The sequence below is a fragment of the Pseudomonas sp. JH-2 genome (genome assembly GCF_036231725.1).
Taxonomy (GTDB): domain Bacteria; phylum Pseudomonadota; class Gammaproteobacteria; order Pseudomonadales; family Pseudomonadaceae; genus Pseudomonas; species Pseudomonas delhiensis.
The window spans coordinates 1-12,647 of sequence record NZ_JAZAQP010000061.1 but is presented as its reverse complement, the minus strand read 5'-3'; the positions used below and the strand labels follow the sequence as shown (position 1 = coordinate 12,647).

Sequence of the window (12,647 nt, the reverse complement as noted above, 5' to 3'; positions counted from 1 at the left end):
TTGCCATGATCGAAAGAGCCCAACTCAGGCAGGCCCTCGGCCAGTTCGCCACCGGCGTCACCATCGTCACCACCCTGGATGGCGAGAGCTGGCCCATCGGTGTCACGGCCAACAGCTTCAACGCCGTTTCGCTGGAGCCGCCGCTGGTGCTGTGGAGCATCGGCAAGTCCGCCTACAGCTACCCCGCGTTCGCCGGTTCCGAGCACTTCGCCGTGCACGTGCTGGGGGAGGGGCAGCGGGCGCTGTCCGACCGCTTCGCCCAGGCCTCGACGGACAAGTTCGCCGGCCTGGAGGTTGGCACCGGCGTGGGCGGCGTGCCCTTGCTGCCGGGCTGCCTGACGGTGTTCGAGTGCGCCACCGAGCACCGCTACGACGGCGGCGACCACCTGATCCTGGTCGGCCGCGTGCTGCGCATGGCGGCGCCCGAGCCGGACATGCGGCCGCTGCTGTTCCACCGCGGCCGCTACCAGGACCTGGCCCGCGCGCAGAGCGCCTAGCCAGCCCGCACGGCGGCCCGGGAAGGGCCGCCGTTTCTCCTCCTGCGGCGCTGGGTTTATTTGCGCTGGCGGGATAACCGGGGAACCCATTGGAGTGTGGGCGCCACCCCCGGTTCCTATGATCGGGCCATGACAACGAAAGACGCCCTGCCTGCTCCGGAGGCCTTGCAATGATTGGATACACGCTGTTGGGCAGCAACCACCTGGAACGCGCCCGCGCGTTCTATGGCGCCTTCCTCGGCGCCATGGGCGCCACCGCGCTGCTGGAGTCCCCGCGCCTGAGCCTGTACGGGCAGGCCCCGGAACAACCGATGCTGGGCATCTGCACCCCCTATGACGAACGCCCCGCGCAGCCGGGCAACGGCAACATGGTCGCCCTGCCGGCCGGCTCCCGCGAGCGGGTGGACCAGCTGCACGCCCTGGCCCTGGCTCTGGGCGCCAGCGACGAAGGGCTGCCCGGCGAGCGTTTCCCGGGGTTCTACATGGCCTATTTCCGCGACCCGGACGGCAACAAGCTGGCGATCTTCCACAAGGACTGAGCAGGCCGGCCGGCCCGCCGCACCATCGACGTATCCCGTGGGACCCCACTCATGAAAGACCAGACACACCAAGTCACCGTGAACTTCTCCGACGGCGTCAGCCGCAGCTTCAGCGTCCCTGCCGACGCCAGCATCCTCGACGCCGCCCTCGAGGCGCAGGTGCCGCTGCTGTACCAGTGCCGTTCCGGCAGTTGCTCCAGCTGCATCGCCCACCTCGCCGACGGCGAGGCGGTTACCCGCCCCGGCGCCAGCTCCACGCTGCTGGCCAGCGAGTACGCCGCCGGCCAGCGCCTGCTGTGCCTGTGCCAGGCGCAATCGGACTGCACCTTCGAGCTGGCCTACGGCAGCGAGGTCGGCTCGGGCGCGGCCGGGGAGGTGCATGCCTTCGTCGACTCGGCCGAGCGCATCGCCAGCAACGTGGTGCGCCTGCGCCTGGAACTGGCCGATGGCGAATGCCTGGACTTCCGCCCCGGGCAGTTCATGCAGATCCAGGTGCCGGGCTTCGAGGTGCTGCGCAGCTACTCCCCGTCCAGCACCCCCGCCGACCTGCCGAAGCTGGAGTTCCTCATCCGCCTGCTGCCCGGCGGCGCCATGTCCAGCTACCTGGAAGAGCAGGTCAAACCCGACGAGGTGCTGACCCTCAGCGGCCCCTACGGCGCCTTCTTCCTGCGCGAGGAGAAGCGCCGCGCGCCGCACATCTTCGTCGCCGGCGGCACCGGCCTGGCGCCGATCCTGTCGATGATCGACACCCTGCACAAGCTCGGCGGGCGCAAGCCGCCGATGCTCCTGAGCTTCGGCTGCGCCACCCCGGAAGTGCTGTTCGGCCTCGACGAGATCGAGCTGCGCAAGCAGTGGCTGCCGAGCCTGGAAGCGCGCATCTGCGTGGACCGCGAGCCGCGCGAGGACCTGCACCACGGCAGCCCGGTCAGCGCCCTGCGCGAGGGCGACGTGAGCGGCCCGGACTGCGTGGCCTACCTGTGCGGCCCCCAGCCGATGATCGATGCCGCCACGGCGCGGCTGATCGAGCTGGGCGTCGCCCCCGAAAACATCTTCAGCGAACAGTTCGTCGCTAGCCACTGAGGGCGCCAGCATGCAACCCACCACCTCCATGCCGTTCTCCGCCGAGCAGATGAAATGGTACGAGCAGGCCTGCGCCAGGCTCGACGCCAGGCGCCTGCAGGACCTGCTGTTCGCCATCACCGACATCCACAGCCCCACCGGCTCGGCCCGGGCCGTGGGCGAATTCATGACCACCCACCTGAAGCAGATCGGCATGGCCGCCCGCTACCAGCCGATGAGCTTCACCAGCGGCAACGTGCTGGGCGAACTGCGCGGCAGCGGCGGCGGCGCCAGCGTGATGCTGTACGCGCCGCTGGACACCCACCTGGAATGCGACGAGGCCGAGAAGCTGCTGACCGGCGAAGCCGGGCAGGCCGACATGCTGCCGATGGCCCAGCAGGTCGACGACTGGGTGTTCGGCCTCGGCGCCTCCAACCCCAAGGGCATGATCGCCACCCTCACCGAAGTGGCCACCGCGCTGATCGAGGCCGGGGTGCCGCTGACCGGCGACCTGCTGCTGGGGCTGGCCGACGGCGGCATGCCGGTGGACATCTCGGCGCGGCAGCACGCGGGCATGTCCAACGGCGTGCTGCACCTGCTCAACCGCGGGGCCGCGCCGGACTTCGCCATCATCATGAAACCGTGGAACTGGGTGTACCACGAGGAGCCGGGCATGGCCTGGTTCAAGCTGCGTGTCTACGGCAGCCTCGGCTACGCCGGGGTGCCGCGCGGCACCCCGGGCTTCCGCAGCTCGGTGGTGCCGGCGGCGGCGGTGGTCGGCGAGCTGGAGCAATGGATCATCGACTACGCCGAGCGCAACACCTCCGGGGTGGTCAAGCCCCACGGCTGGATCGCCGGCATCCGCGGCGGCGACGTCGAGCGCCCGGCGTTCCCCTCGGCGGTCACCGAAATCTTCTTCGACGTGCGCATCAACCCGCGCAGCAGCCCGGGCGACGTCAAGGCGCAGTTCGCCGCATTCGTCCGCGACCTGCAGGCGCGGCGCCCCGACCTGGAGCTGGAGTGGGACATGTACGGCTCCGTGCCCGGCGGCAGCACCGACCCGCAGAACTGGATCGTCCAGTCGTGCAAGCGTGGCTGGGAACACATCGAGCGGCGCCCGCACGGCACGCCCGACTGGCTCGGCGGCCAGACCGACGGCGCCGCGCTGCGCCGCTACGGCGTGCCCACCGCGCGCATCGGCTGGCCGTGGCCGGCGCAGGGCGCGCCCTTGCCGGTGGCGGAGGGCCTGGGCGGCATGGGCGCGACCTACGTGCCCGACCTGATGCCCTGCGCGCGCAAGATCCTCTACGCGCTGATCGACACCCTGACCCGTCCACGCCAGCAGCTGGGCCTTTGAGCCCGGGAGAACTCACATGCGCAAGCGCGTGAAAATGATCTTCCCCGTGCCGCTGAGCGAGCAGACCCGGCCCCTGGTCGAGTCCCAGCTGCCGGCGGCGTTGCAACGCCCGGACATCGAGGTGTGCTTCGTCGGCGCCGGCAGCGTCTCGACCCTGGCCGACAGCTACTACGACATGGCGCTGATGGAGCTGGCGGTGATCGAGGCCGGCATGCGCGCCGAGGACGAGGGCTTCGATGCCGTGTGCATCAACACCGTCAGCGACTCGGGCCTGGCCGCGCTGCGCGCCCGGCTGTCGATCCCGGTGCTGGCGCCGGGGCAGAGCGCCTTCCACCTGGCCTGCGCCCTGGGCCACAAGTTCAGCATCCTGACCATGTGGCCGCGCTGGTTCCCGCTGTACCGCAAGACGCTCAAGGAATACGGCCTCGAATCGCGGCTGGCCTCGCTGCGCTCCATCGACGTGCGCCCGGACACCGAGGCCCTGCTGCAGGGCAAGGAGGAGGTGGTCTTCGCCAAGCTGCTGGACGCCGCCCGGCTGGCCATCCACGAGGACGGCGCCGAGGTGATAGTGCTGGGCTCCACCACCATGCACCAGTCCCACGCCTTCCTCAGCCAGCACCTGGACGTCCCTGTGCTCAACCCCGGCGTCATCGCCTACAAGCTGTGCGAGGTGCTGCTCGACCTCGGCCTCGCCCACAGCAAGCTTGCCTATCCCAGTCCGGAGCGACTCAAGGACGAGGCGTTCAGCCGTTGAACGGAGCCACTGCATGAAACTCTTCCAAGACTCCCCGACCCTTGCCGACCTGACCATCGCCGAAGCCGTCACGGCCTTCCGCGATGGCGTACTGAGCAGCACCGAACTGGTCTGCGCCTGCCTGGACCGCGCCGAGGACGGCCGCGAGCTGAACGTCTACGTCACCCTCAACGGCGACGGTGCGCTGGCCGAGGCGAAGGCCGCCGATGCCGCGCGCCGCGCGGGGCGGCGGCAGAAGCCGCTGTCCGGCATCCCCATCGTGGTCAAGGACAACATCCACGCCGCGGGCCTGCCATGCACCGCCGGCACGCCGGCGCTGGCCGGCTTCGTCCCGCGCCAGGACGCGCCGACGCTGCAGCGCCTGCGCGACGCCGGGGCGATCCTGCTGGGCAAGACCAACATGCACGAGCTGGCCTTCGGCGCCACCGGCTACAACGCCGCCTTCAACACCGGCAGCCAGCCCGGCGTGCGCAACGCCTACGACAGCGAGCGCATCGCCGGCGGCTCGTCCTCCGGCAGCGCCGCGGCGCTGGGCGCGCGCATGGCCCTGGCGGCGCTGGGCACCGACACCGGCGGCTCGATGCGCATTCCCTGTGCGCTCAACGGCTGCTCCTCGCTGCGCCCCAGCGCCGGCCGCTATTCCAGCGAAGGCGTGATCCCCATCGCCCGCAGCCGCGACACCGTGGGGCCCATGGCCCTGTGCATGGCCGACGTCGCCCTGCTCGATGCCCTGATCAGCGACGAATACGCGCTGCCGCCGGTGAGCCTGGACGGGCTGCGCCTGGGTATCGTCGAGGACTTCTGGAGCCATCTGGACGACGACGTCCGCGAGGTGGCCGAGGCCGCCCTGGCGAAGCTTTCCAGCCATGGCGTGAACTTCGTCGAACTGCCCGAGACACGCCTGCAGGAACTGAACCGCGCCGTCGGCTTCCCGGTGGTGATCCACGAAGCCTACGACTCGATGGTCGCCTACCTGCGCGACGAGGGGCCGGGCATCAGCATCGAGGAACTGGCCAGGGACATCCACAGCCCGGACGTGCGCGCCATCTACGAGCAGTGGGTGCTGCCGCGCAAGGCGCCGGGGGAGGGCGGCCTGGTGGACGTCGCGCCGCTCTACGAGGCGGCTCAGAACACTGCCCGCCCGGCCCTGAAGGAGCACTACCAGGACCTCTTCGAGCAGTACCGGCTGGATGCCCTGGTCTTCCCCACCACGCCCATAGTGGCGCCGCCGGCCAGCGACCAGGTCAACCTGCCGGAGTATTTCGAGCGGCTGATCCAGAACACCGAGCCGGCCGCCAGCGCCGGCCTGCCGGGCATCCAGCTGCCCATCGGGCTGGGCCCGCGCACGGGGCTGCCGGTGGGCCTGGAACTGGACGCGCCCTTTGGTTCGGACCGCCGCCTGCTGGCCGTGGGCATCGCCCTGGAAGCCGTGCTCGGGCGCATCCCGCCGGCCTGATGCCGGTCGCTTTCCTGGAGGAGCAAGCATGAATCTGGACAACAAGGTGATAGTCGTGACCGGCGGCGGCAGCGGCATCGGCCGCGAGGCCTGCCTGGCGCTCGCCAGGGCGGGGGCCCGGGTGGTGCTGGGCAACCGCGATGCGCAGGCGGGGGCGGAAGTGCTCGATGAGATCGCGGCGGCCGGCGGCCAGGCGCTGTTCCTGGCCACCGACGTGTCCCGCCCCGCCGACTGCCGCGCCCTGGTGGCGCTGGCCGTGGAGCGCTACGGGCGGCTCGACGGCGCCTTCAACAACGCCGGCCTGCAGCGCGCGTTCCACGATATCCACGAAACGCCCCTGGATGAGCTCGACGAGGTGGTCGACATCAACCTCAAGGGCGTCCTCTACATGATGAAGTTCGAAGCCGAGGCGATGCTGCGCACGGGTGGCGGCTCCATCGTCAACAACGCCTCGATCTTCGGCCTCAAGGCGATGCCGCGCACCGCCGGCTACGTGGCCGCCAAGCACGGCATCGTCGGCGCCACCCGCGCCGCGGCGCTGGACTACGCGACCCGCGGCATCCGCGTCAACGCCCTTTGCCCCGGGCCGATCAAGACGCCGAGCTTCGACCGCGTCACCGGCGGCGACGACCACCTGTACGACGACGGCGTGCCCATGCGGCGCATCGGCCAGCCCGGGGAGGTCGGCGCGGCGCTGCTGTGGCTGCTTTCCGGGCAGGCCTCCTACGTCACCGGGGCCACCCTCTCGGTCGATGGCGGGATGTCGGCGGAATGACACAGACATGGACCAGCGCAGGAGAGGCGCAAGCATGATCAGGGCACTGAGTTACGTGATAGTCGGCACTCCCAACCTGCCGGCCTGGCAGAAGCAGGCGGCGGAACACATCGGCCTGCAGGTGGAAGTGGTCGAGCCGGGGCGCTGCGTGCGCCTGCGCGCCGACCAGAAGGTCCAGCGCCTGCTGCTCGAAGCCTGCGAAGGCGAACCCAGCATGGGCATGGGCTTCGAGGTCGGGGACGCGGAGGAGCTGGAGCAGGCCGCCCAGGCGCTGACGGCGGCGGGCTACCCGGTGACCCGCGGCACGGCGCAGGAGAACGCCCTGCGCGGCGTCGCCGGGATGCTGCATTTCAGCGACCCCGACGGCGTGCGCATCGAGGTGGCCTGGGGCCTGGCCGACGCCGCCAGCCCCTTCGTGCCGGGGCGCCCGCTGGGCGGTTTCCGCACCGGCGAGCTGGGCATCGGCCACGTGGCCCTGATCACCGCGCACTTCGAACAGATGTGCCACCTCTACAAGGAGGTGCTGGGCTTCAAGGTCAGCGACCGCGCGCGGGCGCCGTTCCGCGTCGAGTTCCTCCACGTCAACCCGCGCCACCACACCCTGGGCATCGCCCACACCGGCGGGCCGGCGAAGATCTACCACATGATGCTGGAGTACAACGACTTCGACGACCTCGGGCGGGCCTACGACATGGCGCTGGCCGACCCCGAGTGCATCGGCGTCACCCTCGGCCGGCACATCAACGACCACGTCACCTCCTTCTACCTGAAGAACCCCGACGGCTGGATGTTCGAGCTCGGCTGGGCCGGGCGCACCATCGGCCCCGACTGGGAGGTGGAAGAGCTGCAGGGCATGAGCCTGTGGGGGCATGACCGCACCTGGCTGCCGCCGGACAAGCGCGAGGAGGCCAGGCAGATCCTCAAGCGCCTGGCCGAGCAGGGGATGCGTGCCCCCGTCGTTACCACCAGCCAGACCGCGAAGGCCAGACAATGACTACTTCGACATCAGCGGAAATCGCCAACCACCTGCGGGTCGGCGACTGCACCATCAACTACCACGACCAGGGGCAGGGCGAGCCGATCCTGCTGATCCACGGCTCCGGCCCGGGCGTCACCGCCTGGGCCAACTGGCGCGGGGTGATCCCCGAACTGTCCGGGCGCGCCCGGGTGATAGCGCCGGACATGCTCGGTTTCGGCTATACGCAGTGCCCGGCCGGCCGCCGGCTGGACCCCGAGGCCTGGGTCGGGCAACTGACCGGCCTGCTCGACGCCCTGGACATCGACAGGGTCTCGGTGGTCGGCAACTCCTTCGGCGGCGCCATCGCGCTGGCGCTGGCCCAGCGGCATCCGCAGCGGGTGAAGCGCCTGGTGCTGATGGGCTCGGCGGGCATCTCGTTCCCCATCACCGAGGGCCTGGAGAAGGTCTGGGGCTACCAGCCCTCGCTGCAGGCCATGGGCGAGCTGATGGGCGTGTTCGCCTACGACCATTCGCTGATCAACGACGACCTGGTGCGCATGCGCTACGAGGCCAGCATCCGCGACGACGTGCAGTCACGCTTCGCCCAGCTGTTCCCCGCGCCGCGCCAGCAGGGGGTGGAGATGCTCGCGGTGCCTGAAGCCGCGCTGCGCGAACTGCCCCAGCAGACCCTGCTCATCCATGGCCGCGACGACCGGGTGATACCGCTGGAGGTCTCCGAGCGCCTGCTGCGCCTGATCCCCCATGCGCAGCTGCACGTGTTCGGCGAGTGCGGGCACTGGGTGCAGATCGAGCGGGCGCGGGCGTTCACCCGCCTGCTGATTGATTTCCTCACCGATGCAGCGGAGTGACAGCATGAACGCAACAGACATCCAGGGCCGCTGGGAAATCCTGGCCTGGGAGCAGCTCTACGACGACGGGCGCGTGCTCCACCCGATGGGCGTGGCGCTGGAGGGCTTCATCGAGTACGGCGCGCATGGCATGTTCTGCGTGGTCGCCAGGAAGGACCGCGAGCCTTTCCGCAGCGGCGGGCAATGGTCGGCCAGCGATGAAGAGAAGGCCGCCGCCTACGGCAGCTACCTGACCTACGCCGGCGGCTACGAAGTGCAGGGCGATACCGTGCTGCACCACGTGCGCCATAGCCTGTTCCCCAACTGGGAGGGCGGCAGCCAGCGCCGCATCGCCCAGCTGGAGGGCGACGTGCTGGCGCTCAGCGCACGCCTGGAGGAGGGCACCCCCGAGGCGCGAACCGCCAGGCTGCTCTGGCGGCGGGTGCGCTGAGCGGACGGCCGCGGGTCGCCCGGCAAAAAAAACGGGTGCCGGAACCTCCGGCACCCGTGGTGCTGATGGCGCAAGGCTCGCCCCCCGACAATGCAGCTCACCTTGCGTCCACTGGCACGCTGGCAGAGGCGCCCGGCCCGGCGTTCGCCGGGGGCTGCCCCATGATCCCTGCGCCCGGGCCATAGCCGTCCATTACGGCTCGGCACCCTGGGCGTGGCCACTATCTTGATGGCAAGTTTCATGTTGGATGAATCCAATATTTCTTACCTTCATGTGTTGAAATCCTAACGTAACCCCGGCTTCGCCCCCTCCATTCGACCCGCCTGCCACACGCGGGCTGCCGCCCGTGCTTCCCGCCTGTTCATATAACTTTTTGATTTTCCGCCTGTTTTCTCTTCTTCACCGGCGGCGCGGCATTGCTGCGCCGGCTCGCCCATCGCCCCGAGAACACCCGCGAGCTGGCCGACGCCGGGGTGAAACTCAAGGATAGGATCAACCGCCAGCATCCGCTGTACGAGCAGATCGACGAAGTGCCCTACGTGATGTTCCGCAACCGCCTGGACGCGCGCACCTACCAGAATCGCCGCGCCGGACCTGCTTCAGCGCGCCGTCACCCGGCTGGCGGCCATCCAGCGCAACGACGAGGACCTGGAGCGCATCCGCGCCGCGGAGACCGCGTACATGACCTCGATCACCAGCGGCGACTTCCAGGCCATGACGGAGCCGAACAAGGCGCTACACATGGAAATCTCCCGCGCCGGCAAGAACCCCTGCCTCACTGGCTACTACGAGAGGCTGCTGGGAGAAGGGCAACGGCTTTCGCACCTGTACTTCGACTTCATCATCAGCGCCGCCAGCGCCGACAGCACAGGGCGCGACCATGCCGAGATCGTCGAGGCCATCGCCGCCCGCGACGCCGACGCGGCGGAGAAGGCCGCCCACGAGCACACCATGCTGTTCCAGCGACGCTTCCTGGACTTCATGCAGCAGAACCTGACTTCGCGCATGAAGATTTCATAGCCCGTCGGGGCCCGGTCTTTCCATTCACCGGCGCGTAGGCACCAGCACCAGCTGCTGCGTGGCCATGGCCTGGTAGATGCGTTCCAGCGCCTTGGCGTCGCAGCTCATGTGGCCGGCGCCGCCAGGCTTCGACGGCGGTTCCCCTGGCGCTGTCAGCCCCCGGCCATGTCCAGCGCCGCCGCCTGCTCCCGCACCAACTGGCGGAACAGCTCCAGCGAGCGTGAGCGCGAGTCGCTGCGCCAGATCAGCCAGGTGTTCAGCCGGGCGAAGTCGCCGGCCATGGGCCAGGCGCTGACCGAGGCGCTGCCCGGCATGTTCGCCAGCATGCTGCGCGGCATCACCGCCAGGCCGCCGCCGGCGCTCACGCAGGCCAACATGCTGTGGTAGGACTCCAGTTCGCGGATGGCGCCGGGCGCGGCGCCGTCGGCGGCGAACCAGCGTTCGAAGTGGTGGCGGTAGGAGCAGTTGTCGCGGAACACGTAGATCATTTCGCCGTGGACGTCCTGGCCACGGCGGATCGGCGCGTGGTGCGAGGGGGCGACCACCAGCATCTGTTCGTCGAACACCGGCATGCCTTCCAGCGCCGGGTGCTTGATCGGGCCGTCGACGAAGGCGGCGATCAGCTTCCCGGCGATCACCCCGTCGATCATCGCCCCGGAAGGCCCGGTGGACAGGTCCAGCTCCACCTTCGGGTACTGCTGGTGGTAGCGCGCCAGCAGCCTGGGGATGCGCACCGCCGCCGTGCTTTCCAGCGAGCCGAGGGGGAAGCGCCCGCTGGGCTCCTTGCCGGACACCGCCACCCGCGCTTCTTCCACCAGGCCGAGGATGCGCGTGGCGTAGGCGAGGAAGTCGTGCCCGGCCACGGAGAGCCGCAGGCGGTTCTTCTCGCGGATGAACAGCTCGGCGTCGAGGTCCGCCTCCAGCTGCCTGATCCGCGTGGTGAGGTTGGAGGGCACGCGGTGCATGGCTTGCGCGGCGGCGGCGATGCTCTTGTGGGTGACCACCGCGCAGAAGATTTCCAGCTGGACCAGGTCCATTTCATTCTCCAAACGAGAGCGTAATGCTTTTTATTATTCAGTTTTCATAAGCATCACTCAACGCGAAACTGGCGCTACCCCAATCCGCCCCCAGGAGCGCGCCATGAGCATCACGCCCCAGACCCACGCGATTTCCCGCAACCCCGCCACCGGCGAGGTGATTGACAGCTACGCCTTCGAGTCCGCCGAAGCCCTGGAACAGGCCCTGGCCCGCGCGGCCCAGGGCTATGCCGGCTGGCGGCGCACCCCGCTGGAGCAGCGCGCCGCCGCGCTGGTCCGCCTCGGCCAGGCCCTGCGCGCCAACGCCGACGCCCTGGCCGAGCGCATCACCGCCGAGATGGGCAAGCCGATCACCCAGGCGCGCGGCGAGGTGGAGAAGTGCGCCGGGCTCTGCGACTGGTACGCGGCCAACGGCCCGCGGATGCTCGCCCCCGAGCCGACCAGCGTGGAGCACGAGCGCGCCTGGATCGAATACCGCCCGCTGGGCCCGATCCTCGCGGTGATGCCGTGGAACTTCCCGATCTGGCAGGTGCTGCGCGGGGCCGTGCCGGCACTGCTGGCGGGCAATACCTATGTGCTCAAGCACGCGCCCAACGTCATGGGCTGCGCCTACCTGCTGCGCCAGGCGTTCCGCCAGGCGCAGTTCCCGGCGGGCGTGTTCGAGGTGATCAACGTCGGCAACGACCTGGTGTCCCAGGCCATCCGCGACGCGCGCATCGCCGCCGTCACCGTGACCGGCAGCGTGCGCGCCGGCTCGGCCATCGGCGCCCAGGCGGGCGCGGCGCTGAAGAAGTGCGTGCTGGAGCTGGGCGGCTCGGACGCCTTCATCGTGCTGGCCGACGCGGACCTGGACCTGGCGGTGAAGGCGGCGGTCGCCGGGCGCTTCCAGAATTCCGGCCAGGTCTGCGCCGCGGCCAAGCGCTTCATCGTCGAGGACGGCATCGCCGATGCCTTCACCGAGCGCTTCGTCGCCGCCACCCGCGAGCTGGCGATGGGCGACCCGACCCAGGCGCAGACCTACATCGGCCCCATGGCGCGTTTCGACCTGCGCGACGAACTGCACGACCAGGTGCAGCGCACCCTCGCCGAAGGCGCCAGCCTGCTGCTGGGCGGCGACAAGGCGCAGGGCCCGGGCAACTTCTACCAGCCTACCGTGCTGGCCGAGGTCACCCCGCGGATGACCTCGTTCCGCGAGGAGCTGTTCGGCCCGGTGGCCTCGATCATCCGCGCCAGGGACGCCCGCCATGCCCTGGAACTGGCCAACGACAGCGACTTCGGCCTGACCGCCACGGTGTTCAGCGCCGACCAGGCCCGCGCGCGGCAGATGGCCGACGAGCTGGAGGTGGGCGGCGTGTTCATCAACGGCTACAGCGCCAGCGACGCCCGCGTCGGCTTCGGCGGCGTGAAGAAGAGCGGCTTCGGCCGCGAGCTGTCGCACTTCGGGGTGCGCGAGTTCTGCAATGCGCAGACCGTCTGGGTGGATCGCCGCTGACGGGGCCGGCCGTTTCCCCCGGAGCCTCCGGCGCGGGCTCGGCACCAGGTTGCGCCCATGGTTCGTGACCTGCTGCCGTGGACGCTTGCCGCCGACGCCCAGTGCTGCGCCCGGAAGTCCGTTACGACTGGTTCGACGCCCGGGACCACGATCGCCCCTATGGCAACGGCCGTGACCGCACGCGGCTGGGGACCATGGTCGAGGCGCTCTACTACTTCTGACTGTGCAGAGGTGCTCTTCGTAGGAGCGAGCTTGCTCGCGAACAAACCCGGTGCCATGCGGTTCGCGAGCAAGCTCGCTCCTACGAGAAGCAGTGCCTGCTTGTACCGTAGGAGCGGACTCTGTCCGCGATTTCGCGCGCAGGGCGCGCTCCTACAATGGGAATGGCGTGGTGGGGCGGCGTA

Annotated in this window: 13 protein-coding genes; 12 read left to right on the top strand and 1 reads right to left on the bottom strand. The window is 69.8% G+C overall.

Going from position 1 to position 12,647, the window contains the following annotated elements; translation table 11 throughout:
- Positions 1–5: 5 nt before the first annotated feature.
- The 11 genes from VV867_RS27665 to VV867_RS27615 all read left to right on the top strand — a co-directional run bounded on the left by VV867_RS27665 (position 6) and on the right by VV867_RS27615 (position 9,714).
- Positions 6–497, top strand: coding sequence for a flavin reductase family protein (locus tag VV867_RS27665; protein WP_275626846.1), 492 nt, complete (start codon positions 6–8; stop codon positions 495–497).
- Between the two features lie 170 nt (positions 498–667).
- Positions 668–1,036, top strand: coding sequence for a VOC family protein (locus VV867_RS27660; RefSeq protein WP_328568104.1), 369 nt, complete (start codon positions 668–670; stop codon positions 1,034–1,036).
- Positions 1,037–1,087: 51 nt separating this feature from the next.
- The gene (locus tag VV867_RS27655; protein WP_328568103.1) at positions 1,088–2,116 is read left to right on the top strand and encodes a ring-hydroxylating dioxygenase ferredoxin reductase family protein; all 1,029 of its coding nucleotides are present in this window, start codon (positions 1,088–1,090) and stop codon (positions 2,114–2,116) included.
- Between the two features lie 10 nt (positions 2,117–2,126).
- Positions 2,127–3,452 carry a M20 family metallopeptidase gene (locus VV867_RS27650; RefSeq protein WP_328568102.1) on the top strand — a complete coding sequence of 442 codons (1,326 nt, stop codon included), beginning with the start codon at positions 2,127–2,129 and terminating at the stop codon, positions 3,450–3,452.
- Between the two features lie 16 nt (positions 3,453–3,468).
- On the top strand, positions 3,469–4,206 hold the full coding sequence (locus VV867_RS27645) for an aspartate/glutamate racemase family protein (RefSeq protein ID WP_328568101.1): 738 nt from the start codon (positions 3,469–3,471) through the stop codon (positions 4,204–4,206).
- A gap of 13 nt (positions 4,207–4,219) precedes the next feature.
- A complete protein-coding gene (gene iaaH, locus VV867_RS27640; protein WP_328568100.1) occupies positions 4,220–5,662 on the top strand; it encodes an indoleacetamide hydrolase in 1,443 nt (480 codons plus the stop codon).
- Between the two features lie 28 nt (positions 5,663–5,690).
- Entirely contained in the window at positions 5,691–6,437 is a 747-nt protein-coding gene (locus VV867_RS27635) for an SDR family NAD(P)-dependent oxidoreductase (protein ID WP_328568099.1), read from the top strand.
- A gap of 34 nt (positions 6,438–6,471) precedes the next feature.
- Positions 6,472–7,431 (top strand): VOC family protein, encoded by a 960-nt coding sequence (locus VV867_RS27630; RefSeq protein WP_328568098.1) that lies wholly within the window; start codon positions 6,472–6,474, stop codon positions 7,429–7,431.
- On the top strand, positions 7,428–8,264 hold the full coding sequence (locus VV867_RS27625; RefSeq protein WP_275626839.1) for an alpha/beta fold hydrolase: 837 nt from the start codon (positions 7,428–7,430) through the stop codon (positions 8,262–8,264). The genes VV867_RS27630 and VV867_RS27625 overlap by 4 nt, the downstream gene beginning before the upstream one ends.
- A gap of 4 nt (positions 8,265–8,268) precedes the next feature.
- Positions 8,269–8,694, top strand: coding sequence for a lipocalin-like domain-containing protein (locus VV867_RS27620; protein WP_275626838.1), 426 nt, complete (start codon positions 8,269–8,271; stop codon positions 8,692–8,694).
- Between the two features lie 579 nt (positions 8,695–9,273).
- The gene (locus VV867_RS27615) at positions 9,274–9,714 is read left to right on the top strand and encodes an FCD domain-containing protein (RefSeq protein ID WP_328568116.1); all 441 of its coding nucleotides are present in this window, start codon (positions 9,274–9,276) and stop codon (positions 9,712–9,714) included.
- A gap of 152 nt (positions 9,715–9,866) precedes the next feature.
- Here the strand turns inward: VV867_RS27615 and ptrR are convergent, their stop codons facing one another.
- Entirely contained in the window at positions 9,867–10,751 is an 885-nt protein-coding gene (ptrR, locus tag VV867_RS27610; protein ID WP_275626837.1) for a putrescine utilization regulator PtrR, read from the bottom strand.
- 103 nt (positions 10,752–10,854) lie between these two features.
- On the opposite strand from ptrR, the gene VV867_RS27605 reads away from it, so the two are divergent.
- Positions 10,855–12,243, top strand: coding sequence for an aldehyde dehydrogenase family protein (locus tag VV867_RS27605; protein ID WP_328568097.1), 1,389 nt, complete (start codon positions 10,855–10,857; stop codon positions 12,241–12,243).
- Positions 12,244–12,647 lie beyond the last annotated feature (404 nt).